A 23,707-nucleotide genomic window follows, 5' to 3' on the forward strand; every position below is an offset into this window, starting at 1 on the left:
GCTCTAACACTCGGTGGCGTCGAAGGAGACCAGCCCATGCCGATCGAACAGCGCGGAGTCGACACCATCCCCGAGGAGGAACGCACCAGCGGCCCACGGGACCTCGTCTCGATCCTGCTCGGCTCCAACCTCTGCCTCGGCGTGATCGTCTTCGGCTGGCTGCCGCCGTCCTTCGGCCTCGACTGGTGGTCGTCCGTCGCGGCGGTGGTCGCGGGCACCGTCGTCGGGGTGGTGTTCACAGCCCCGCTCGCCCTGGTCTCGCTGCGCACGGGCACCAACCTGTCGACCTCCTCCGGCGCCCAGTTCGGGGTGCGCGGACGGCTGGTCGGCTCGGTCGTCGGCCTGCTGCTGGCCCTCGGCTACACCGCGCTGACCGTCTGGATCGGCGGGGACGTGATGGTGGGCGTACTGGGCCGGCTCGTCGGACTTCCCCAGGGCGGCACCTCCTACGCGGTCCTCTACGGCCTGCTCGCCGCCGCCACCGTCGCGGGCGCCGTCTACGGCTACCGGGTGCTGCTCGCGATGTCCCGGGTCCTCGCCTTCGGCATGACGGCCCTGCTGGCGCTCGGCGTGATCGCCTACGCCCCGCACTTCACCACCGCCGCGCTGCCCGGGGCGGGCGGCTACCTGCTGGGCGGGTTCTGGCCGACCTGGCTGCTGGCGGCCGTGGCGGCCGGGCTGTCCGGGCCCGTCGCCTTCATCACCCTGCTCGGTGACTACACCCGCTACATCTCCCCGGCCCGGCACTCCTCGCGCCGGGTGCTCCACGCGACCTGGCTGGGGCTGATGCTGGGCCTGCTGGTACCGCAGCTGTTCGGCACGTTCACGGCCTACGCGGCCCGGGCCGCCCTCGACTACGCGGGTCCGCTGGTCGGCGCCGCGCCCGGCTGGTACCTGGTCCCGCTGCTGCTGGCGGCCTCGGCGGGCTCGGTCGGCAACGCGGGGTTGATGCTGTACTCCATGGGCCTGGACCTGGACGCGATCCTGCCGCGCGCCTCGCGGGCCCGGGCGACCTACACGGTCGCCGTGGTGGCCACCGCCGCCGTCTTCGCCGGGCACTACCACTCGACCACCCAGGACGCCATGACGTCCTTCGTGCTGCTGCTGACGGCGATCGGCACACCGTGGGCGGTCATCACCCTGATCGGTTTCGCCCGCTGCGGCGGGGTCTACGACGCGGACGCCCTCCAGGTGTTCAACCGCCGCTCCCGGGGCGGGGTCTACTGGTACCGCGCGGGCTGGAACGTCCCGGCGACGGCGTCCTGGGCGGCCGGGGCGACGGTGGGCGTCCTGGCGGTCTCCCTGCCGTCCTACGAGGGACCCCTGCTGGCCCTGACCGGCGGGGTGGACTGCAGCTTCCTGCTGTCGGGGCTGGTGGGCGGAGCGGCCTACGTGCTGTCGGCGCCGAAGGCGGCCCGCCCGTCCGCCGGGCCACACTCGCCGCAGCAGCCGTCCCCGGAGACCGCGCCGAACCCCACCCACTGACCCACCGCCCCGGGGCGGTGACGGGAAACCGGCTGAACGAGCCCGGGCCCGCTCGCTGAACGGGGCCGGGCGCGTCGAACCGCCCGGTCTCCCGCCCGTCCGCGTCACCCACCCGCACCCCGCGACCGGCCGCCGGCGAGGCGAGCCCGGCCCCTCGGCCCGCCGGCTTCGGGCGGCCGGGGGGGCAAAGGCCCGGGCGCCCACCCGACCGGCACCCGGGAGACGGGCCGGACCGCGACCGACCCGCCCTCGCTGGCAGGGCCGGACGCGAGCCCGGCCGCCTGCTTCCCCTCCGCCGGTCTCCCCCACGCACACCCCACGACCGGCCCCCCGGCAAGACGAGCCCGGCCCCTCGCCCGACAGCTTCGGGCGAGGGGCCGGGCGAAGGACCGGGCCAGGACACTCAGGCCAGCCGGTGCATCCAGCCGTGCTTGTCCTCGGCCGTGCCCCGCTGGATGTCGAGCAGCGCCTGGCGCAGCCGCACCGTGACCTCGCCCGGCTCACCCCCGCTCTGCTGCCACTCCGCCCCGGCCCGCTTGACCGTGCCGACCGGCGTGATGACTGCGGCCGTACCGCAGGCGAACACCTCGGTGAGCGTGCCGTTCTCCGAGTCCCGCTGCCACTGGTCGGCCGAGACACGGCCCTCCTCGGCCTCGTAGCCGAGGTCGCGGGCGACGGTGAGCAGGGAGTCGCGGGTGACGCCCTCCAGGATCGACCCGGTCAGGGACGGCGTGACGATCTTGTTGCCGTACACGAAGTACAGGTTCATGCCGCCGAGCTCCTCGACCCAGGTGTGCTCCACCGCGTCGAGGTAGCAGACCTGGTCGCAGCCCTTGGCCGCCGCCTCGGCCTGCGCGAGCAGGGACGCGGCGTAGTTGCCGCCGGTCTTGGCGTCGCCCATGCCGCCCGGGACGGCACGCACGCGGTCCTCGGAGACCCAGATGGACACCGGCTTCACGCCGCCCGGGAAGTAGGCGCCGGCCGGGGAGGCGATCACCAGGAACAGGTACTCGTTGGCCGGCTTCACGCCCAGCCCGACCTCGGTCGCGATCATGAACGGACGCAGGTAGAGCGACTCCTCGCCACCGTGCGCCGGGACCCACGCGCGGTCCTGCGCGACCAGCGCGTCGCACGCCTCGATGAACGTCTCCACCGGCAGCTCGGGCATCGCCAGCCGGCGCGCGGACCGCTGGAAGCGCTCGGCGTTCTTCTCCGGCCGGAAGGTGGCGACCGAACCGTCGGGGCGACGGTAGGCCTTGAGGCCCTCGAAGATCTCCTGCGCGTAGTGCAGGACCGTGGTGGCCGGGTCGAGGGAGATGGGGGCGTACGGCACGAGCTGGCCGTCGTGCCAGCCGCGGCCTTCCGTCCACTTGATCGTCACCATGTGGTCGGTGAAGTGCCGGCCGAACCCGGGGTTGGCCAGGATCGCCTCGCGCTCGCTTGCGGAGAGCGGGTTGGCGGAGGGCTTGAGCTCGATCGTGGGCGTCGTCATGGGTTGATGTCCTTCACCGGTTGTAGTGACGGGCCGCGCTCGGTACCGCTCTGGTGAGGACCAGTGCTAGGACGTCCGAGCATTCCCTCATTCCGCGGCCTCACGTTCGATTATCGCCCGTGGGCGGAGGCGGAAGGAACGGGGTGATTCCGACCCGGTGGTCGATGGTGACACCCGGCGGGGGCATGCGGAAGCCGCCGGGTGCGGATGCGACCCGGCGGCTTGCGGAAAAGCAGCGGCGGGTCAGCCGGCTACTCGTACGGCGAGCGCGTCGCCGATCTCCGAGGTGGAGCGGGCGGGCCTGCCGGTGCGCTCGGCGAGGTCGGCGGCCACCGCCTCGTCGATGCGGTCGGCCTCGGCCTCGTGGCCGAGGTGGCGCAGCAGCAGGGCGACGGACAGCACGGTCGCGGTCGGGTCGGCCTTGCCCTGCCCGGCGATGTCCGGGGCGGAGCCGTGCACGGGCTCGAACATCGAGGGGAACGCGCCGGAGGGGTTGATGTTGCCGCTCGCGGCGACGCCGATGCCGCCGGAGACGGCCGCGGCGAGGTCCGTGACGATGTCGCCGAAGAGGTTGTCGGTGACGATCACGTCGAAGCGCTCGGGCTGCGTGACGAGGTAGATCGTCGCCGCGTCCACGTGCATGTACTCCGTGGTGACCTCGGGGAACTCCTCGGCCACCTTGTTGAAGACGTCGGTCCACAGGTGACCCGCGAAGGTCAGCACGTTGTTCTTGTGGATCAGCGCCAGCTTCTTGCGGGGGCGGGCCTGGGCACGGGCGAAGGCGTCGCGGACCACGCGCTCCACACCGAAGGCCGTGTTGACCGACACCTCGGTGGCGACCTCGTGCTCGGTGCCCTTGCGGATGGTGCCGCCGTTGCCGGTGTACGGGCCCTCGGTGCCCTCGCGGACCACGACGAAGTCGATGGCCGGCTCACCCTTGAGGGGCGTGTCCACACCCGGCAGCAGCTTCGACGGGCGCAGGTTCACGTGGTGGTCGAAGGCGAAGCGCAGCTTCAGCAGGAAGCCGCGCTCCAGGACGCCGGACGGCACGGACGGGTCGCCGATCGCGCCGAGCAGGATGGCGTCGTGCTGCTTCAGGGCGTCGAGGTCGGCGTCGGTGAGGGTCTCACCGGTGGCGTGGTAGCGCCGGGCGCCGAAGTCGTACTCCTTGGTCTCCAGCTTCACATCCTGCGGAAGGACGGCGGAGAGGACCTTCAGGCCTTCGGCCACCACTTCCTGGCCGATGCCGTCACCGGGGATCACTGCGAGATCGATGATGCGAGAGCTTGCCGACATGCGAGCACCCTACTCCTCGTCCCATGGGATGACATGCGGTGTCCGGGATGCGGACACCCGGCAGACCGGCGCCGCGTCCGACCGGGGGACGGCACTGGTCCGTCAGGCTCCGTTCACCCGTATGTGGGGCGGCCGTCGGCTCGTACCGGGACATTCGTCGGACATGGAGATCCCCCACTTCGGCATCCCGCCCGAACTCGCCGGCCGGATGAGCATGGCGGAGCAGCACGCGTACCTGCGCGCCCGGTTGTCGCGGCGGCGCACGCTGGCCACCGCGGGCGCGGTCGCGAGCGGGCTGCTGACCGGCTGCTCGGGCGGGCGCACCGGCGCCGGGCAGGGCGGCGCGTCCGCGACCCGGGCCCCGTCGGCCGTGACGTCGACGGCACCCGGCGCCCACGTCACCCCGTTCGGCCGGCATCTCGCCTTCGGCGCCGACCCGCGGACGCAGATGCGGATCTCCTGGCAGGTGCCGTTCGCGGTGCGCAAGCCGTACGTCCGCGTCGGGCTGCGCCCGGACGACCTCGGCCGCAAGGTCGAGGCGGAGCTGCGCGACCTGCACACCCCGGGGCTGAAGGGCGTCCGGGCACCGGTGGAGCAGTACTACCTGCACGCGGCCCTGGACGGCCTGCTGCCGGGCACCACGTACTACTACGGCGTGGGCCACGACGGGTTCGACCCGGCGTCGCCGGGCCACCGCCCCACCGTCGCCTCCTTCCGCACGGCCCCGGCGCGCGGGCCCGAGCGGTTCGTCTTCACCGCCTTCGGCGACCAGGGCGTGGGCCCGGAGGCCGCCCGGATCGACGCGGCGCTGCTGCGCCGGGACCCGGCGTTCCACCTGCACGCGGGAGACATCTGCTACGCCGACCCGACCGGCAAGGGCAAGGACTCGGACGTCTTCGACGCGAGCCAGTGGGACCGGTTCCTGCGGCAGACCGAGCCGGTCGCCCGGTCGGTGCCGTGGATGGTGACGACCGGCAACCACGACATGGAGGCCTGGTACTCCCCCGACGGCTACGGCGGCCAGCTCGCCCGCTTCTCCCTGCCGGACAGCGGCTTCGACCCGCGCACGGCACCGGGCGTGTACGCCTTCACCTACGGCAACGTGGGCGTGGTGGCCCTGGACGCCAACGACGTCTCCTACGAGATCCCCGCCAACTTCGGCTACAGCGAGGGCCGGCAGACGCGCTGGCTGGACCGCACGCTCGGCGGACTGCGCGCCGACGCGGCGGTCGACTTCGTCGTGGTCTTCTTCCACCACTGCGCGTACTCGACGTCGACGCACGCCTCCGACGGCGGGGTGCGCGCGGCGTGGCTGCCGCTGTTCGCCCGGCACGAGGTGGACCTGGTGATCAACGGGCACAACCACGTCTACGAGCGGACCGACGCCGTGAAGAACGGTGAGGTGGGCCGGCCGGTGCCGGTCGGCGGCACGACGGACCCGCGCCGGGACGGGATCGTGTACGTCACCGCGGGCGGCGGCGGCAAGGAGCTGTACGGCTTCCCCGGCGGTGTGCAGGAGAGCCACGAGGGCCGGCCGGCGAAGGACGAGCCGGTCGCCACGTTCCGCTGGACCAAGTCCCGGGACACCGAGGCGGAGTCGGTGCGGTGGTCGCGGGTGCGCTACCGCGGCTTCTCGTTCCTCTCGGTGGAGGCGATCAGCGGTGCCCGTCCCCGGCTGAAGGTGGAGGCGCTGGCCTCCGGCGGCGAGCGCATCGACCACTTCGAGGTGCGGCGCGGGACCTGAGGCCCCGCACCGCGCCCCGTCGGGCGGCTCCCGGTCGGGCTGCGGCTCAGTGGCCGGTGGATCCGCCGTTGTCCCTGCGGTCGAGGGCGCGCTGGAGCGCGGCGGCGGCGTTCTTGCGGTCGGACTCGCTCGTACGGGAGAGGTGGCGGACTCGGCGGCGGACGGTCGTCTCGGCCATGGGACATCGACTCCTTCGAAAAGCACCACGGAGTGCGCAGGAAAGGGGATTCGAGACGCCGGAAGGGGGCGGGGAGCACGGCCGCAGGGATTGCCTGCACGGGGGCCCGGCTCACGACCGCCATTCGCTTGGTCGAGCGAGACGTTCGGCTCCTACAAAGCTAAGGGAGGGCGGAGCGTCTGTCTCCACAATTACTCGGGCTTCCTACTATCTGAGACGGCGCGTCGGGTCACACCCCTCCGACCTGGGGTGACGCCTACAGGACGTCCCCGTCCCGCCAGTCGAACAGCAGGGGGTGCGTGGGGTCCAGAAGGGCGGCGCGGGCGGCGCGCACATAGGTGCTCCCCTCCTCCTCGGGCAGCCGGACGTCACCGTGCAGCGGGCTGAGGGCGTGCACCTCGCCGCGCCACACCCGCCAGCCGCGGGCGGTGTACAGCGCGGCGCCGTCGTCGCTGGCGGAGAGGGCCGCGAGGTCGTAGGCGCGCTCCGCGACGCGTTCCAGTCCGGCCATGACCCGTCCGCCCAGACCCCGGCGGCGGGCGTCGGCGCGGACGGCGACGTTCTCGACGTACCCGGTGCGCAGCCACCGGCCGCGGTGGCGCACGCGGCGCATCACGATCGCCCCGTGCGCGGCGAGGCCCGCGGCGTCGTGCACGAGGACGTGGATGCCGCCGAGCCCGTGGTCCCAGTCGTCCTCGCCGAAGTCGCCGTCGAACGCGGCGTCGAGGAGGGCCCGTACGGCGTCGAGGTCGGCCGGGGCGAGGTCGGCGGTGTGGGCGGTGCGCACGCTCGGGGTCATCGGGCCAGTCTTCCCTGCGGACATGCCGACGGGCCAGGTCGTTTCCCACGACCCGGCCCGTCGGTGCGGCGGGGTGTCAGCCCATGTGCGGGTAGGTGTAGTCGGTCGGCGGGACCAGCGTCTCCTTGATGGCGCGGGTCAGGGTCCACCGCATCAGGTTCTGCGGGGCGCCGGCCTTGTCGTTGGTGCCGGAGGCACGGCCGCCGCCGAAGGGCTGCTGGCCGACGACGGCGCCGGTGGACTTGTCGTTGATGTAGAAGTTGCCGGCCGCGTAGCGGAGCTTGTCGGCCGTGTAGGCCGCCGCCGCGCGGTCGTTGGCGATGACCGAGCCGGTCAGGGCGTAGTCGGAGACGGACTCCATCTGGGTCAGCATCTCGTCGTACTTCTCGTCCTCGTAGACGTGCACGGCGATGATCGGGCCGAAGTACTCGGTGCGGAAGACCTCGTTCTCCGGGTCGGTGCACTCGATGACGGTCGGGCGGACGAAGTAGCCGACCGAGTCGTCGTAGGTGCCGCCCGCGACGATCGTGCAGGTCGGGTCCTGCTTGGCGCGGTCGATGGCGGCCTTGTTCTTGGCGAAGGCACGCTCGTCGATGACGGCGCCGATGAAGTTCGACAGGTCGGTGACGTCACCCATCTTGATGCCGTCGACCTCGGCGGCCAGCTCCTCCTTGAAGCCGGAGTTCCAGATCGAGGCGGGGATGTACGCCCGGGAGGTGGCGCTGCACTTCTGGCCCTGGAACTCGAAGGCGCCGCGGGTGAACGCCGTCTTCAGGACGGCCCGGTCGGCCGAGGGGTGCGCGACGAGGAAGTCCTTGCCGCCGGTCTCGCCGACGAGGCGCGGGTAGGTGCGGTACTTCTCGATGTTGTTGCCGACCGTCTTCCACAGGTACTGGAAGGTGGGGGTCGAGCCGGTGAAGTGGATGCCGGCGAGGTCGCGGTGCTCCAGGGCGACCTTGGAGACCTCGATGCCGTCGCCGGTGACGAGGTTGATGACGCCCTTGGGCAGACCGGCCTCCTCCAGCAGCTGCATCAGCAGCACGGCGGCGTGGGTCTGCGTCGGGGACGGCTTCCAGACGACGACGTTGCCCATCAGGGCCGGGGCGGTCGGCAGGTTGCCGGCGATGGCCGTGAAGTTGAAGGGCGTGATCGCGTAGACGAAGCCCTCCAGCGGACGGTGGTCCAGACGGTTCCACACGCCCGGGGCGTTGGCCGGCGGCTGCTCGGCGAGCAGCTGACGGGCGTAGGAGACGTTGAAGCGCCAGAAGTCGACCAGCTCGCAGGGCGTGTCGATCTCGGCCTGCTGGGCGGTCTTGGACTGGCCGAGCATGGTGGAGGCGGCGAGCGTCTCGCGCCAGGGCCCGGACAGCAGCTCGGCGGCGCGCAGGATGATCGCCGCGCGGTCGTCGAAGGACATCGCGCGCCAGGCGGGCGCGGCGGCCAGGGCCGCGTCGATGGCGTCCTGGGCGTCCGCCTGCGTGGCGTTGCGGTACGTGCCGAGCACGGCCTTGTGGTTGTGCGGCTGGACGACCTGGAAGGCCTCGCCGCCGCCCATCCGCTTCTCGCCGCCGATGGTGCAGGGCAGGTCGACCGGGTTGTCGGCCAGCTCCTTCAGCTTGGCCTCCAGCCGGGCCCGCTCGGGCGAGCCGGGGGCATAGCCGTGCACCGGCTCGTTGACGGGGGTGGGGACCTGGGTCACAGCGTCCATGTTTTCCGTAACTCCTTACTGAGCGGTGTGGCGGTCTCAGCCCGGGTCGAGCTGTCAGCCCTTGGTGAGCATCGAACGCGCGAAGAAGCGCAGGTTGGCCGGCTTCTCCGCGAGGCGCCGCATGAAGTAGCCGTACCAGTCGGTGCCGTACGCGGTGTAGACGCGCATGCGGTGTCCCTCGGCGGCCAGCCGGACGTGCTCCTCGGCGCGGATGCCGTAGAGCATCTGGAACTCGTAGTCGCCGGGCTTGCGCCCGGCCTGGTGGGCCAGCTCCTGGGCGATGGCGATCAGGCGCGGGTCGTGGGACCCGATCATCGGGTACCCCTCCCCCTCCATCAACGTCCGCAGGATGCGCACGTATGCCCGGTCGATCTCGTGCCTGTCCTGGTAGGCGACCGAGGCGGGCTCCTTGTACGCGCCCTTGACCAGGCGGACCCGGCTGCCGCTCGCGGCGAGGCGGCGGGCGTCGTCCTCGGTGCGGAACAGGTAGGCCTGGATGACGCAGCCCGTCTGCGGGAAGTCCTTCCGCAGCTCCTCGTGGATGGCGAACATCGAGTCGAGGGTGGTGTGGTCCTCGGCGTCCAGGGTGACCGTGGTGCCGATCTCGGCGGCGGCCTCGACGACGGGACGGACGTTCTCCAGGGCCAGCTCGTGGCCGCCGTCCAGGGCCTGGCCGAACATCGACAGCTTGACCGACATCTCGGCGCGGGTGCCGAGCTCCAGCGGCTTGAGGCGGTCGATCAGCTCCAGGTAGGCGTCCCGGGCGGCGGCGGCCTGCTCCGGGGTGGTGATGTCCTCGCCGACGACGTCCATCGTCAGCTCCAGGCCCCGCTCGGACATCTCGCGGATCACCGGGACGATGTCGTCGACGTCCTCGCCCGGGATGAAGCGGTCGACGACCTGCTTGGTCACCGGGGCCGCCGAGATCAGGCGTCGCATCCGGTCGCTGCGAGACGCGGCGAGAATCACGGGACCCAGCACGGGGCACCTCCAGGAGCACAAGCAACGTGAAGGCCGGACCCCTCGCGGGCGACGCGTCGGGTACGGCACGGAGAACCACCGTGAAACCTAAGGATCCCTCCGATCGTCTGCCATCGACAGCTGTCACGCATCCGTGCCGCAGATCTCAGACAGTTGTATGAAGGGTCGGCCGTGATGAGGGACAATGCCCGGGTGACACCGGAACACAGGGGTGACTACCAGGAGCTGGTCGACGAGATCTCGGAGCTGCTGGGGGCGCCCGCGACGCTGGAGAACCGCGATTTCGAGCTGATCGCCTTCGGCGCCTACGACAGCGAGGGCGACCTCGACCCCTCGGCGCTGGACCCGGTGCGCACCCGCTCGATCCTCACCCGCCGCTCGACGGCCGCGGTCCGGGCCTGGTTCGAGGGCTTCGGCATCACCCGTGCGACCCGGCCGGTCCGCATCCCGCCCACCCCGGAGGCCGGCGTCTACCGGGGCCGGATCTGCCTCCCGGTCCGCCACCGGGGCGTGGTGCACGGCTACGTCTGGCTGCTGGACGACGACCCCGGCCCCGGCGCGCGGCAGCTGTCCGCCGCCATGGAGGTGACGGCCCGCATCGGCGCCCTGCTCGCGGACGAGGCCCAGCACGGCGCCGACCTCAGCCGCGAGCTGAGGGCGGTCCTCACCGCCGAGCACGGCTGGCCCCGGGACATGGCCGTGGCCGAGCTGCGCACCGCCCTCGGCGCCCGCGCCGACGCCCTGCACACGGTGGTGTGCGTCGCCCCCTGGCCGTCGGCGGACCCGGACGACGCGCCCTCGGTGCGTGCCGTCCCGGGGGCGACGGCGCTGTGCACCCTGCCGTGGGGCGCCGCCTCGCAGTGCCTGGCCGTACTGATCCGGCTGCGTTCCCCCGAGGTGCTGACCCCGGCGGCCACCGCGGCGGCACGGCTGCTCGACCGGGCCCGCACGGGAGGCGGTTCCGGGGGGCCGGTCCAGGGACCGGCGCGGCCGGCGAAGGGCCCCGCCCCGGCGGGCCCGGCCGCCGCGGACGGGCACGCGGCCGGGGTGGCCGCCCCCCGCGCCGGTCTCGCCGAGCTGGGCACCGCCTGGTGGGAGGCGTCGGCGGCGGCCCGGGCGGCACTGGCCGAGCCCCGGCTGGGGCCGGTCGCGGAGTGGGCGTCGATCGGGCCGTACCGGCTGCTGACCTCCCTGCCCCCGGAGGTCGTCCACGACCCCGTCGCCCGCACCCTGCTCGCCCCCGTCCACCGGGAGCTCGCCCGGACGGCCGAGGTCTACCTCGACTGCGCCGGCCAGGCCGCCCGGGCCGCCGCAGAACTGGGCGTCCACCGGCAGACCTTGTACTACCGCCTGTCCCGGATCGAGAAGCTCACCGGCCTCGACCTCGACGACGGCGAGGACCGCCTGCTGTTGCACATGGCCCTGAAGGCGCACCGCCTCTGAGCCGGGGCGCCGGCTCCCCGCGGGTACGGGAAGACGCCGGACAGGCCGATCGACTCGGCCCGTCCGGCGTCCAGGAGCGCATCCCGCTGCCGGGGAAGGGTCCCGGGGGCCCCGGCCCCCGGTTCACCCGGAAGGGTCAGACCAGGTTCACGGAGCGGGCCGACGTCGCGCCGATCTCCGCCGCCACCTCGGCCAGCACCGCGGACGTCACCGTGTCGTCCACGGTCAGCACCGCCAGCGCCTCGCCGCCGGCCACCGCACGCGACACCTGCATGCCCGCGATGTTGAGGCCCGCCTCACCGAGGATGCGGCCCACCGTGCCGACGACGCCCGGCCGGTCCTCGTACCGCAGGACCAGCATGTGGTCGGCGAGCGCGAGGTCGACGTCGTACTCGCCGACGGCGACGATCTTCTGCAGGTGCTTGGGACCGGCCAGCGTGCCGGAGACCGACACCTCCTCGCCGTCGGCGAGGGTGCCGCGCACCGTGACGACGTTGCGGTGGTCGCTCGCCTCGGAGCTGGTCGTCAGGCGCACCTCGACCCCGCGCTCCTGCGCGAACAGCGGGGCGTTGACGTAGGACACCGTCTCGTCGACGACGTCCTCGAAGACGCCCTTGAGGGCGGACAGCTCCAGCACCTTCACGTCGTGCTGGGTGATCTCGCCGTACACCTCGACGTCCAGGCGGACCGCGACCTCACCGGCGAGCGCGGTGAAGATGCGGCCGAGGCGCTCGGCGAGCGGCAGGCCCGGCTTGACGTCCTCGGCGATGACACCGCCCTGCACGTTCACCGCGTCCGGCACGAGCTCGCCGGCCAGCGCCAGGCGCACCGAGCGGGCCACGGCGATACCGGCCTTCTCCTGCGCCTCGTCGGTGGAGGCACCGAGGTGCGGGGTCGCGACGACCTGGTCGAACTCGAACAGCGGGGAGTCCGTGCAGGGCTCCTTCGCGTACACGTCGAGACCGGCGCCGGCGACCCGGCCCTCCTTCAGCGCCGAGTACAGCGCCTCCTCGTCGACGATGCCGCCGCGCGCGGCGTTGACGATGCGCACGCTCGGCTTGACCTTGCGCAGCGCCTCGTCGCCGATGAGGCCCACGGTCTCGGGGGTCTTGGGGAGGTGGACGGTGATGAAGTCGGAGACCTCCAGCAGCTCGTCCAGCGACAGCACCTTCACGCCCATCTGGGCGGCGCGGGCGGGCTGGATGTAGGGGTCGTAGGCGACGACCTTCATGCCGAACCCGGACATGCGCTGGGCGACCAGCGCGCCGATGCGGCCGAGACCGACGACGCCGAGGGTCTTCTCCGCGAGCTCGACGCCCGTGTACTTGCTGCGCTTCCACTCGCCGTTCTTCAGCGCGGCGTTGGCCTGCGGGATGTGGCGGGCGGTGGCGACGAGGAGACCGCAGGCCAGCTCGGCGGCGGTCACGATGTTCGAGGTGGGGGCGTTGACGACCATCACGCCGGCCTTGGTGGCGGCGGAGACGTCCACGTTGTCCAGGCCGACGCCGGCTCGTGCGACGACCTTGAGCCTGTTCGCGGCCGCGATCGCCTCGGCGTCGACCTTGGTGGCCGAGCGGATCAGGATCGCGTCGACGTCGGCGATGGCGGGGAGCAGCTCGGTGCGGTCCGCGCCGTTGCAGTGCCGGATCTCGAAGTCCGGGCCCAGGGCGTCGACGGTGGCGGGCGACAGCTCTTCAGCGATGAGTACGACGGGTTTCGAGCTCACGTGAGTCCTCACAAGTCCAGTGCTGCGGACGGCCGTCCCGACGGCCGCAGGCGGTGGAGGGGTGCTTGCCGCGTGGAAGACGCACGACGCTGTGGGCCTGACGCGTATGTAGTGCTGCAGTCTAGTGGCGCCGGGGGCGTCGTCTCGCGCCCCTGCGGAAGGATCACCCGGACGAGAGACGCCGAAGTGGAGCGGTCCGGGCGAAGCCCTGTGGCGGCGCCCCCTGCCGGGGGCCACCGCCACAGGACCCGGAGGTCACGCCTCCTCGTTCACCCACGACATGAGCTTGCGCAGCTCCTTGCCGGTGGTCTCCAGCAGATGCTCGCTGTCCTGCTTCTTGTACTCGTTGTACTTCTTCAGACCGCCGTGGTACTCGTCCATCCAGTTCTTGGCGAAGGTGCCGTCCTGGATCTCGGCGAGGACCTGCTTCATCTCGGCCTTGGTGGCGTCGGTGATGATGCGCGGGCCGGTGACGTAGTCGCCCCACTCGGCGGTCTCGGAGATCGACCAGCGCATCTTCTCCAGGCCGCCCTCGTACATGAGGTCCACGATCAGCTTCAGCTCGTGCAGGCACTCGAAGTAGGCGATCTCCGGCTGGTAGCCGGCCTCCGTCAGGGTCTCGAAGCCCGCCTTGACCAGGGCCGCGGTGCCACCGCACAGGACGGCCTGCTCACCGAACAGGTCGGTCTCGGTCTCCTCGGTGAAGGTCGTCTTGATGACGCCGGCACGGGTGCCGCCGATGCCCTTGGCGTAGGACAGGGCCAGCTGGAAGCCGTTGCCCGTGGCGTCCTGCTCGACGGCGGCGATGCACGGAACGCCGCGGCCCTCCTCGTACTGGCGGCGGACCAGGTGGCCCGGGCCCTTCGGGGCGACCATGCAGACGTCGACGCCGGCCGGGGGCTTGATGAAGCCGTAGCGGATGTTCAGGCCGTGGCCGAAGAACAGGGCGTCGCCGTCGTTCAGGTTCGGGGCGATGTGCTCCTCGTAGACCTGCGCCTGGATCGGGTCCGGGACCAGGATCATGATGACGTCGGCCTCGGCGGCGGCCTCCGACGGGCTCACCACGCGCAGGCCCTGCTCCTCGGCCTTGGCCTTGGACGTGGAGCCCTCGTGCAGACCGACGCGGACGTCGACACCCGAGTCACGGAGCGACAGCGCGTGGGCGTGGCCCTGGCTGCCGTATCCGATGACCGCGACCTTGCGGCCCTGGATGATGGACAGGTCGGCGTCGGCGTCGTAGAACAGCTCGGCCACTTTGGGTTCTCTCCTCGGGAGTGCAGGTGTTGCGTCCCACCGTATGACGGGGGGCGGAAGGGAAGCGTGAGGGTCTCGGGATGCGGGCGGGCGGCGGTGCGCCGACCGCCCGCTTCGGTGCTCAGGCCGATCGGTCCAGAGCGCGCAGCGACCGGTCCGTGATGGAACGGGCACCGCGGCCGATCGCGATCGTGCCGGACTGCACGAGCTCCTTGATGCCGTACGGCTCCAGCATCTTGAGCATCGCGGAGAGCTTCTCGCCGGAGCCGGTGGCCTCGATGGTGACGGCCTCCGGGGAGACGTCGACGGTCTTGGCGCGGAACAACTGGACGATCTCGACGATCTGGGAGCGCGTCTCGTTGTCGGCGCGCACCTTCACCAGGACGAGTTCGCGCTGGACGGCCTGCGACGGCTCCAGCTCGACGATCTTCAGCACGTTGACGAGCTTGTTGAGCTGCTTGGTGACCTGCTCCAGCGGCAGGTCCTCCACGCCGACGACGATGGTGATGCGGGAGATGTCGGGGTGCTCGGTGACGCCCACCGCGAGCGAGTCGATGTTGAAGCCGCGGCGGGAGAACAGGGCGGCGATCCGGGCCAGGATGCCGGGGGTGTTCTCCACCAGGACGGAGAGCGTGTGCTTGGACATGGTCTTTTACGTCTCTCTCGCTCAGTCGTCTTCGTTGTCGCCGAAGTCGGGGCGGACGTCCCGGGCGGCCATGATCTCGTCGTTGGAGGTGCCGGCGGCGACCATCGGCCACACCATCGCGTCCTCGTGGACGACGAAGTCCACGACGACCGGGCGGTCGTTGATGGAGTTCGCCTCCTCGATGACCTTGTCCAGGTCGGCCGGGTCCTCGCAGCGGATGGCGTAGCAGCCCATGGCCTCCGACAGCTTGACGAAGTCGGGGACGCGGGTGCCGCGAGCCCCGGGGTTGACGTCGTCCGGGCCGGAGTGCAGCACGGTGTTGGAGTACCGCTGGTTGTAGAAGAGGGTCTGCCACTGGCGGACCATCCCGAGGGCGCCGTTGTTGATGATGGCGACCTTGATCGGGATGTTGTTCAGGGCGCAGGTGGCCAGTTCCTGGTTGGTCATCTGGAAGCAGCCGTCGCCGTCGATGGCCCAGACGGCCTTGTCCGGCGCCCCGGCCTTGGCGCCCATGGCGGCCGGGACGGCGTAGCCCATGGTCCCGGCGCCGCCGGAGTTGAGCCAGGTGCCGGGCTTGTCGTACTGGATGAAGTGGGCGGCCCACATCTGGTGCTGGCCGACGCCCGCGGTGAAGATCGTGCCCTCCGGGGCGAGCTGCCCGATGCGCTCGATGACTTGCTGCGGGGAGAGCGAACCGTCGCCGGGCTGGTCGTAGCCGAGCGGGTAGGTCTCGCGCCAGCGGTTCAGGTCGTTCCACCACATCCCGTAGTCGCCCTGGTGACCCTCGCTGTGCTCCTTCTGCACGGCCTGGATCAGGTCGGCGATGACCTCGCGGGCGTCCCCGACGATCGGCACGTCCGCGGCGCGGTTCTTACCGATCTCGGCCGGGTCGATGTCGGCGTGGACGATCTTGGCGAGCGGGGCGAAGCTGTCCAGCTTGCCGGTGACGCGGTCGTCGAAGCGGGCGCCCAGGGCCACGATCAGGTCGGCCTTCTGCAGGGCCGTCACCGCGGCCACCGAGCCGTGCATGCCCGGCATGCCCAGGTGCTGCGGGTGCTGGTCGGGGAACGCCCCGAGCGCCATCAGCGTGGTCGTGACGGGTGCGCCGGTCAGCTCGGCGAGGACCTTCAGCTCGGCGGTCGCCTTGGCCTTGAGCACACCGCCGCCGACGTACAGCACGGGCCGGCGGGCGGAGGTGATCAGCTTGGCGGCCTCGCGGATCTGTTTGGCGTGCGGCTTGGTCACCGGGCGGTAGCCGGGCAGGTCCATGGCCGGCGGCCAGGAGAAGGTCGTCCTCGCCTGGAGGGCGTCCTTGGCGATGTCGACCAGGACCGGGCCGGGGCGGCCGGTGGAGGCGATGTGGAAGGCCTGCGCGATGACCCGCGGGATGTCCTCGGCCTTGGTGACGAGGAAGTTGTGCTTGGTGATCGGCATGGTGATGCCGACGATGTCCGCCTCCTGGAAGGCGTCCGTGCCGATCGCCTTGGACGCCACCTGGCCGGTGATCGCGACGAGCGGCACCGAGTCCATGTGCGCGTCGGCGATCGGCGTGACCAGGTTGGTGGCGCCGGGGCCGGAGGTCGCCATGCAGACGCCGACCTTGCCGGTGGCCTGCGCATAGCCCTCGGCCGCGTGGCCGGCGCCCTGCTCGTGCCGGACCAGGACGTGGCGCACCTTGGTGGAGTCCATCAGCGGGTCGTACGCCGGGAGGATGCAGCCGCCGGGGATGCCGAATACCGTGTCGGCGCCGACCTCCTCGAGAGAGCGGATGAGGGACTGCGCGCCCGTGACGTGCTCGGGGGCGGAGTGCTGTCCTCCGGATCGGGGCCGGGGCTGCGGGTGGTGGGCCCCGGTGGCCTGCTCGGTCATCGGCAATCTCTTCTCAGATGCTGAGGGTTTTTGCGAGGTTTGGGCGGTGCTGTCCTGCCGCACGGCAGGTGCTCGTGCAACAAAAAACCCCTCGTGCCGTAAGGCAAGCGAGGGGAGCGCGCCGGGTGGGGTCGCTGAGCGGTCGAGGCTCAGCGTCAGCCGACGCGCTTTCCAAGTACGAGAATTCGGGTGCGCATGGCACTGACCCTCCCCCCGGCACGCACTCACTGTCAAGTGGGTGGGACGGGAGTCTCATTATGTGAGCGGAGGGCCGTCCCACCGCCGATGACGGCGGACACGCCGGAGCTGTACAGACGCGGGGTGCCGCCCGCGAACGCCGGCTCCGCGGGCGCGTTGGGCACCGGGTAGCGGCCGCCGGCCAGTGCCCGGCGCAGCCGGTACTCGTCGAGCGGCCCGGAGAACGCCATGCCCTGTCCGTGCGTGCAGCCCATCGCGCGCAGGGCGGCCACCTGCTCGGGCAGATCGACCCCCTCGGCCACGGACTGGAGCCCGAGGTCGCCGGCGATCCGCAGCAGCCCACTGGTGATCTTGTGCAGGCGAGCCGACTCGACCACGCCGTCGACGAGGTCGCGGTCGAGCTTGAGCACGTCCACGGGCAGCCTCCTGAGGGCCGTGATCGCCGCGTAGCCGCTGCCGAAGCCGTCGAGCGCGATCCGTACGCCCACCCGCCGCAGTGCTGCCAGGCGCCGCTCCAGCTCGTCCAGGGAGACCCTCGGGTCGGCGTCGGACAGCTCGATGATCAGCGCGCCGGACGGCAGCCCGTGCCGGGTGAGCAGGGCCTCGATCGAGCCGAGCGGCATCGACGTGTCCAGCAGCCGCCGGGCGCTCATCCGGACCGCGACCGGTACGGCCGGTCCCGTGCCGTGCCGCTCGGCGGCCTGCGCGACCGCCTCCTCGATCATCCAGCGGCCCAGTTCGGCCGTTCTGCCGCCGTCCTCCGCCACCCGCAGGAACTCCGCCGGGGTGAAGAGCACCCCCTGGGAGGAGCGCCAGCGCGCCTGTGCGGCCACCGACGTGATCCGGCCGTCCTCCAGGCACACCACCGGCTGGTGCAGCAGGGCGAACTCGCCGTCGTGCAGGGCGGCCCGCAGCCGGGTGGCCAGTTCGGCCTTGCGCACCACGTCCTGCTGCATCTGCGGCCGGTACAGCTCCACGCGCCCCTTGCCTCCGGCCTTGGCCCGGTACATGGCCAGGTCGGCGTTGCGCAGCAGCTCGCCCGCACCGAGGCCGGGCTCGGCGAAGGCGACGCCGATGGAGGCGTTGACCCGGACATCGTTGCCGTCGATGAGGTACGGCTGGGACAGGGTGGTCCTGAGGCGGTCGGCCAGCTCCAGGATGTGCCGCTCCCTCGCGTCCCGGTCGCGGGTGTGGTCCCCGACGATCAGGGCGGCGAACTCGTCCCCGCCGAGCCGGGACGCCGTGTCGCCCTGCCGTACGGAGTCCTGGAGCCGGCGCGCGGCCTGGACGAGGAGTTCGTCCCCGGCCTGGTGCCCGATCGTGTCGTTGACGGCCTTGAACCCGTCGAGGTCGATGAAGAGCACGGCCGTGTTGCGCAGGGCCAGGCCCCGGTCGGAGGCGCGGCGGCCGGACAGGGCGTGCTGGACGCGCTTGGTGAACAGGGCGCGGTTGGGCAGGTCGGTGAGCGGGTCGTGCTCGGCGTTGTGCTGCAACTGGGCCTGGAGCCGGACCCGTTCGGTCACGTCCCGGCAGTTGAAGATCAGGCCGCCCTGATGGCGGTTGACGGTCGACTCGACGTTCAGCCAGCCACCCTCGCCCGAGCGGAAGCGGCACTCGATGCGCGTGGTGGGTTCCTCGACGGGGTGGGCGGCGAGGAAGCGCCGCACCTCGTGCACGACGCAGCCGAGGTCCTCCGGGTGGATGAGACCGGCCAGTTCCGTGCCCACCAGGTCCTCGGCGGGCCGGCCGTAGACCCCGGCGGCGGCGGGCGAGACGTATCTGAGGACACCGCTGGGGGCGGCGATCATGATGACGTCGCTGGAGCCCTGCACCAGGGAGCGGAAGTGGTTCTCCTTCTGGGCCAGTTCCTGGGTGAGGGTGATGTTGTCCAGCAGCATGATGCCCTGGCGCACGACGAGCGCGAGCACGACCGTGCCGCCGGTGAGCAGGACCACGCGGTCGACACTGCGGCCGTTGAGGACGTTGTAGAGGATCCCCAGGGTGCACACGGCTGCCGCGAGGTACGGCGTGAGGGCGGCGAGCGAGCCGGCGATGGGCCGGGCCGCCGTGTACCGGACGGACTCGTGGCCCGGTCCCGCCGGGGCGGGGTGTGCGCCGCCGCGCTGGCCCGGCACGTGCTCGTGCACCACGCGCGAGTGCGTCTCGGCGCCGGGCCGGTCGGGCCCCGGGCGGTCGCCCTCCGCGGTGCGGGGCGCGACCCAGGGGGCGTAGGCCAGGAGCAGCGAGCCGGCGAACCAGCCCGCGTCGAGCAACTGGCCGGAGCGGTAGCCGTGGTGCAGCAGCGGAGAGGTGAACAGGGCGTCGCACATCACGGTGAGCGCGAGGGCGCCGATGGCGGTGTTGACCGCCGAGCGGTTCACCGCCGAGCGCCGGAAGTGCAGCGCGAGCACCATGCTGACCAGGGCGATGTCCAGCAGCGGGTACGCCAGCGAGAGCGCGGTGTGCGCCACGCCCGGCCCTTCGGATTTCGCGGCCTGGGCGAGGGCGAGGCTCCAGGCCAGCGTCAGCAACGAGCCGCCGATCAGCCAGGCGTCGAGCCCGAGGCAGACCCAGCCGGCCTTGGTCACCGGCCGTTTGGCGAGCACGAGCAGCCCGACGATGGCCGGCGGCGCGAAGCAGAGGAAGAACAGGTCGGCGTAGCTGGGGCTGGGCACGGGCAGTCCCAGGACCACCTCGTACCACCCCCAGACCAGGTTGCCCAGGGACGCCATGGCCGAGGAGAGGCCGAACAGCAGCCAGGCGGGCCGGAAGCGGGTGTGGCGGCTGCGGGCGTACAGGAAGCACGAGACCGCCGCGGCGGCAGCCGCCGCGCTGAGCCCGAAGTCGCCCATGATCAGGGCCAGTCGGCTCGAACCCCAGCCGACGGCGGCACCGACGGCGTAGCCCGCGCAGGCGAGGGCGAGGACGAGCTGGAGGGCCGGGCCCGGCCGAGGGCCGGGGGCCGGGACACGGGGCGGCTGCGCGGTCCGGGACGGAGGCTGTGCCCGCAGCGTTCCGTCCAGCGTGGGGGTCGTCGGGGGCGCGCTCACCGGGCCCTCCCGGTTCGCGCCGCGCCCGGGTCCCGCGGTCCCCGGTGGACCGGCTGGGCCTGCCGTCGGCGGACGCCGGCCCTGCGGTGGTGGCTGTGCTGGGTGTGGTGGTCGCTGTGACGGGTGCGGTGGCCGCCGTGATCGGCGCGCCGGCCGCGGCTGCCCGCGGCCGTCCGCCCGGGTCGCCGCCGGCCGCCCCGCCCCGTCGGATCGCTCGTCCATAGGCCGTGCATCGCCTGTCGCCCCCCTCACAGTCCGAAGTGCTCGTCCCCGGCGCCGAACGGTCCCCGGCGCAGCCCCTGTCGGGACGATACACCAGTCTCGTCACGCAGGGACATAGGTTCTCTACGCTCCGTGACGATCAACAGATATATGAGTACCCACCGCACCTGGAAGGTTGCGGACGGTACCCGAAGGTCGGTCAGTCGGTTGGTGCACCCGTCGTGAGAATCACGTTCCGGAGCGGCTCCCGGTTCACGTAACGGCTCAACTGGTCCACCAGGAGCCGCCGGGCGCGCGGGAGGAACGCGGAGGTGGGTCCGCCCGCGTGCGGGCTGATCAGTACCCCCGGCGCACGCCACAGGGGGTGTTCGCGCGGGAGGGGCTCGGGGTCGGTGACGTCGAGGGCCGCGGTGATCCGGCCGCTGTCGACCTCGGCGAGCAGGGCCTTGGTGTCGACGACGGGTCCGCGGGCGACGTTGACCAGCAGGGCGCCGTCCTTCATCCGGGCCAGGAAGTCGGCTCCCGCCAGGCCGCGGGTGGCTTCGGTGAGCGGCGTGGAGAGGATGACGACGTCCGCCTCGGGCAGCAGCGCGGGCAGGTCGGTGAGCGGGTGCACCGGCCCGCGCGCCGTCGTGCGCGCGGAGCGCGCGACGCGCGCCACCCGCGCCACTTCGAACAGAACGAGCCGGTCCTCGATGGCGGCGCCGATCGATCCGTAGCCGACGATGAGGATGTTCCGGTCGGCGAGCGCGGGCCGGAACCCGCCGAGCCACTCGCCCCGTTCCTGCGCGCGCACGAAGTCGGGCAGCCCGCGCAGCGAGGCCAGGATCAGCGCCAGGGTGAGTTCCGCCGTGCTGGCCTCGTGCACCCCGCGCGCGTTGCACAGCCGCACCCCGGGCCGCAGGCCCCGAAGGCCCGGCTCGACGTGGTCGATCCCGGCGGACAGCGTCTGCACCACCTCCACCCGGCGCATCCCGGGCAGCGGGCGTACGCACAGCGCACTGGGCTTCATATAGGGGACGACGTAGAAGGCGCAGTCGGCCGGGTCCGCGGGGAAGTCCTGCGTCCCGTCCCAGAAGTGGTAGTCCGGACCCTCGGGGAGTCCCTCGATCTCGTCCGGCGGGATGGGCAGCCACACGTCAGCAGTCATGCCCCGGAGGCTATGTCAGGGCCGCGCCACGGCAGAGGTTAGGTTGGGGTGGCCGGAACAGGGGAGGGTCACGACCACGTGGAGCGCAGGACGATCGGCGCGGGGGCACTCGCGGTCGGGGCCGTCGGACTCGGGTGCATGCCGATGAGCTGGGCCTACAGCGCCTCGCGGCGGCGCGGCGACGAATCGCTCAGGGCGGTGCACCGGGCGCTGGACCTGGGCGCCTCCCTGCTGGACACGGCCGACATGTACGGCCCCTTCACCAATGAGCTGCTGCTGGGGCGGGTGTTGAAGGAGCGGCGCTCCGACGCGTTCGTGTCGACGAAGGTCGGGCTGCTCGTGGGCGACCAGCACATCGTCGCCAACGGCCGCCCCGGGTACGTGAGACGGGCGTGCGACGCGTCGCTGCGGCGGCTCCAGACGGACGTCATAGACCTCTACCAGCTGCACCGGGCCGACCCCGAGGTGCCCGTCGAGGAGACCTGGGGCGCGATGGCGGACCTCGTCCACGCCGGGAAGGTGAGGGCGCTGGGCCTGTGCGCGGTGGGTGCCGGGTCCTCGCGCAGGGGCCGGGTCCGGCCGTACGACGCGACCGTGCGGCAACTGGAGCGCGTGCAGCAGGTGTTCCCGGTGAGCGCGGTGCAGGCGGAGCTGTCGGTGTGGTCGCCGGAGGCGCTGCGGACGCTGCTGCCGTGGTGCCGGGGCCGGGGCGTCGGATTCCTCGCCGCGATGCCGCTGGGCAACGGCTTCCTGACCGGCCGGCTGCGGCCCGGCGCCGGGTTCGAGGCGGACGACCCGCGCGCCCGGCACCCGCGTTTCACCGGCGAGATGATGGCCGCGAACCAGCCGATCGTCGCCGGTCTGCGCCGTGTGGCCCGCCGGCACGGGCCGGCCGTCACGCCCGCGCAGGTCGCCCTGGCCTGGGTCCTGGCCCAGGGCGAGCACGTCGTGCCGGTGCCGGGCACCAAGCACGAACGGTGGGTCACGGAGAACTCGGCCGCGGCGCAGCTGCGTCTGACCAGCGGCGATCTGCAGGAGCTGGCGCACCTCCCGCCGGCCCGGGAGTCCTGGGACTGAGCCGCGGCGGCCCGGGGAAGACGGTGCGGGCGGGTCCGGCTTCGGCCGATCGGGAACTTCCCGGGCGCGTGCGGTGTATGACAGGGAGAGGACCCGCCCCGTCGAAGGGACCGAGATCGTGCGACGTCGAGCCGTGCCGGCCGTCCTGGCCGCCGCCACGCTCCTGCTGGCGGCCGGCTGCTCCTCCGGCGACGAGGGGTCCGCCGCTCCGGACGGCAGCACCTCCGCGAGCCGGACCGGGCCGGGAGCCTCCGCCCCGGCGCGGCCTTCCGCCGAGGTCCCGCCCGCCAAGGGCTCGGTGAAGGTGCTGCGCACCGTCGCCGAGGGCCTGGACTCCCCCTGGGGGCTGGCCGCCGTCCCGGGCGGCGGCCTGCTCGTCTCCTCGCGCGACGAGGCGACGCTCGTGCGCGTGGACGAGAAGACCGGCAAGAAGACCGAGCTGGGCGAGGTGGCCGGGGTGTCCGCGGCGGGCGAGGGCGGCCTCCTCGGCATCGCCCTCTCCCCCGACTTCGCCTCGGACCGCATGATCTACGCGTACTTCACCTCGGCCTCGGACAACCGCATCGTGCGGATGCTCTACGACGACCGCAAGCCCGCCGGGGAGCAGCTCGGCGCCCCCGACACCGTCTTCAAGGGCATCCCCAAGGGCTTCGTCCACAACGGCGGCCGGATCGCGTTCGGGCCGGACAGGATGCTGTACGCCGGCACGGGCGAGAGCGGCGACACCGGCCTGTCCCAGGACAAGGACTCCCTGGGCGGCAAGATCCTCCGCCTCACCCCGGAGGGCGAGCCCGCCCCCGGCAACCCGTTCCCGGACTCGCCGGTGTACTCCTACGGCCACCGCAACGTGCAGGGGCTCGCCTGGGACGGGCGGCAGCGGCTGTTCGCCTCGGAGTTCGGGCAGGACACCTGGGACGAGCTGAACGCGATCAAGCCCGGTGACAACTACGGCTGGCCGGAGGCGGAGGGCACCTCGGACGACTCCGGGTTCCACAACCCGGTGGAGCAGTGGTCTACGGGCGAGGCGTCCCCCAGCGGCATCGCCCACGCCGAGGGGTCGGTCTGGATGGCGGGCCTGCGCGGCAAGCGGCTGTGGCGCATCCCCCTGGACGGCACGAAGGCGGCGGCGGAGCCGCAGCCGTTCCTGGAGGACGAGTACGGCCGGCTGCGCACGGTGGTCGCGGCGGGCGGCGACCGGCTCTACGTCATGACCAGCAACACGGACGGCCGGGGCAGCCCCGGGGACGGGGACGACAGGATCCTGGAGGTGCGGGTCCGGTAGCCACGCCGCGGGGGCCGACGGCCAGAGCGGCGTCCGCTGACGGTCGCGGCCCCGGGGGGGATTTCCCGTCCGGTCTCGGCCTGTGTGCGGTCCTGGCCGGTGTGCGG

General features: G+C 72.3%; 17 protein-coding genes. 5 read left to right on the plus strand and 12 right to left on the minus strand.

The genetic code is table 11. The features are described 5' to 3' along the window. Positions 1 to 36: 36 nt before the first annotated feature. A complete protein-coding gene (locus ACH4C6_RS00945) occupies positions 37 to 1,485 on the plus strand; it encodes a cytosine permease (protein WP_398106408.1) in 1,449 nt (482 codons plus the stop codon). Positions 1,486 to 1,888: 403 nt separating this feature from the next. On the opposite strand, the gene ACH4C6_RS00950 is transcribed toward ACH4C6_RS00945, so the two are convergent. Together ACH4C6_RS00950 and ACH4C6_RS00955 are read right to left on the minus strand one after the other, a co-directional pair. Continuing rightward, on the minus strand, positions 1,889 to 2,977 hold the full coding sequence (locus tag ACH4C6_RS00950) for a branched-chain amino acid aminotransferase (protein ID WP_398106410.1): 1,089 nt from the start codon (positions 2,975 to 2,977) through the stop codon (positions 1,889 to 1,891). A 243-nt stretch (positions 2,978 to 3,220) separates the two neighbouring features. Continuing rightward, positions 3,221 to 4,273, minus strand: a complete 1,053-nt coding sequence (locus ACH4C6_RS00955) for a 3-isopropylmalate dehydrogenase (protein WP_398106412.1) — start codon at positions 4,271 to 4,273, stop codon at positions 3,221 to 3,223. A 163-nt stretch (positions 4,274 to 4,436) separates the two neighbouring features. Here ACH4C6_RS00955 and ACH4C6_RS00960 point away from each other — a divergent pair, with 163 nt between their 5' ends. Beyond that, on the plus strand, positions 4,437 to 6,017 hold the full coding sequence (locus tag ACH4C6_RS00960; protein WP_398106413.1) for a purple acid phosphatase family protein: 1,581 nt from the start codon (positions 4,437 to 4,439) through the stop codon (positions 6,015 to 6,017). 46 nt (positions 6,018 to 6,063) lie between these two features. Here the strand turns inward: ACH4C6_RS00960 and ACH4C6_RS00965 are convergent, their stop codons facing one another. From ACH4C6_RS00965 to ACH4C6_RS00980, 4 genes are all read right to left on the minus strand, one after another. After that, positions 6,064 to 6,195 carry a hypothetical protein gene (locus ACH4C6_RS00965; protein WP_389093301.1) on the minus strand — a complete coding sequence of 44 codons (132 nt, stop codon included), beginning with the start codon at positions 6,193 to 6,195 and terminating at the stop codon, positions 6,064 to 6,066. A gap of 256 nt (positions 6,196 to 6,451) precedes the next feature. Continuing rightward, positions 6,452 to 6,994: a GNAT family N-acetyltransferase gene (locus tag ACH4C6_RS00970; protein WP_398106415.1), complete on the minus strand. Its 543-nt coding sequence runs from the start codon at positions 6,992 to 6,994 to the stop codon at positions 6,452 to 6,454. Between the two features lie 76 nt (positions 6,995 to 7,070). Then, positions 7,071 to 8,702, minus strand: a complete 1,632-nt coding sequence (gene pruA, locus ACH4C6_RS00975) for an L-glutamate gamma-semialdehyde dehydrogenase (protein ID WP_398106416.1) — start codon at positions 8,700 to 8,702, stop codon at positions 7,071 to 7,073. 54 nt (positions 8,703 to 8,756) lie between these two features. Next, positions 8,757 to 9,683: a proline dehydrogenase family protein gene (locus ACH4C6_RS00980; RefSeq protein ID WP_398106418.1), complete on the minus strand. Its 927-nt coding sequence runs from the start codon at positions 9,681 to 9,683 to the stop codon at positions 8,757 to 8,759. 174 nt (positions 9,684 to 9,857) lie between these two features. Between ACH4C6_RS00980 and ACH4C6_RS00985 the strand changes: the two genes are divergently transcribed. Further along, a complete protein-coding gene (locus ACH4C6_RS00985; protein WP_398106420.1) occupies positions 9,858 to 11,126 on the plus strand; it encodes a PucR family transcriptional regulator in 1,269 nt (422 codons plus the stop codon). Positions 11,127 to 11,262: 136 nt separating this feature from the next. Here the strand turns inward: ACH4C6_RS00985 and serA are convergent, their stop codons facing one another. The 6 genes from serA to ACH4C6_RS01015 all read right to left on the minus strand — a co-directional run bounded on the left by serA (position 11,263) and on the right by ACH4C6_RS01015 (position 21,241). Further along, positions 11,263 to 12,852 (minus strand): phosphoglycerate dehydrogenase, encoded by a 1,590-nt coding sequence (serA, locus tag ACH4C6_RS00990; protein WP_398106422.1) that lies wholly within the window; start codon positions 12,850 to 12,852, stop codon positions 11,263 to 11,265. Between the two features lie 255 nt (positions 12,853 to 13,107). Next, a complete protein-coding gene (gene ilvC / locus ACH4C6_RS00995; RefSeq protein WP_398106423.1) occupies positions 13,108 to 14,106 on the minus strand; it encodes a ketol-acid reductoisomerase in 999 nt (332 codons plus the stop codon). Between the two features lie 121 nt (positions 14,107 to 14,227). Beyond that, on the minus strand, positions 14,228 to 14,752 hold the full coding sequence (ilvN, locus tag ACH4C6_RS01000) for an acetolactate synthase small subunit (protein WP_010048631.1): 525 nt from the start codon (positions 14,750 to 14,752) through the stop codon (positions 14,228 to 14,230). 21 nt (positions 14,753 to 14,773) lie between these two features. Further along, the gene (locus ACH4C6_RS01005; protein WP_398106424.1) at positions 14,774 to 16,621 is read right to left on the minus strand and encodes an acetolactate synthase large subunit; all 1,848 of its coding nucleotides are present in this window, start codon (positions 16,619 to 16,621) and stop codon (positions 14,774 to 14,776) included. A gap of 230 nt (positions 16,622 to 16,851) precedes the next feature. After that, positions 16,852 to 19,869: a putative bifunctional diguanylate cyclase/phosphodiesterase gene (locus ACH4C6_RS01010; protein ID WP_398106425.1), complete on the minus strand. Its 3,018-nt coding sequence runs from the start codon at positions 19,867 to 19,869 to the stop codon at positions 16,852 to 16,854. 421 nt (positions 19,870 to 20,290) lie between these two features. Continuing rightward, positions 20,291 to 21,241 carry a 2-hydroxyacid dehydrogenase gene (locus tag ACH4C6_RS01015; RefSeq protein ID WP_398106426.1) on the minus strand — a complete coding sequence of 317 codons (951 nt, stop codon included), beginning with the start codon at positions 21,239 to 21,241 and terminating at the stop codon, positions 20,291 to 20,293. A gap of 78 nt (positions 21,242 to 21,319) precedes the next feature. Here ACH4C6_RS01015 and ACH4C6_RS01020 point away from each other — a divergent pair, with 78 nt between their 5' ends. Continuing rightward, a complete protein-coding gene (locus tag ACH4C6_RS01020) occupies positions 21,320 to 22,318 on the plus strand; it encodes an aldo/keto reductase (RefSeq protein WP_398107097.1) in 999 nt (332 codons plus the stop codon). A 118-nt stretch (positions 22,319 to 22,436) separates the two neighbouring features. After that, positions 22,437 to 23,600: a PQQ-dependent sugar dehydrogenase gene (locus ACH4C6_RS01025; protein WP_398106427.1), complete on the plus strand. Its 1,164-nt coding sequence runs from the start codon at positions 22,437 to 22,439 to the stop codon at positions 23,598 to 23,600. Positions 23,601 to 23,707 lie beyond the last annotated feature (107 nt).

This window comes from Streptomyces sp. NPDC017943 (assembly GCF_044328425.1).
GTDB lineage: Bacteria > Actinomycetota > Actinomycetes > Streptomycetales > Streptomycetaceae > Streptomyces > Streptomyces djakartensis_A.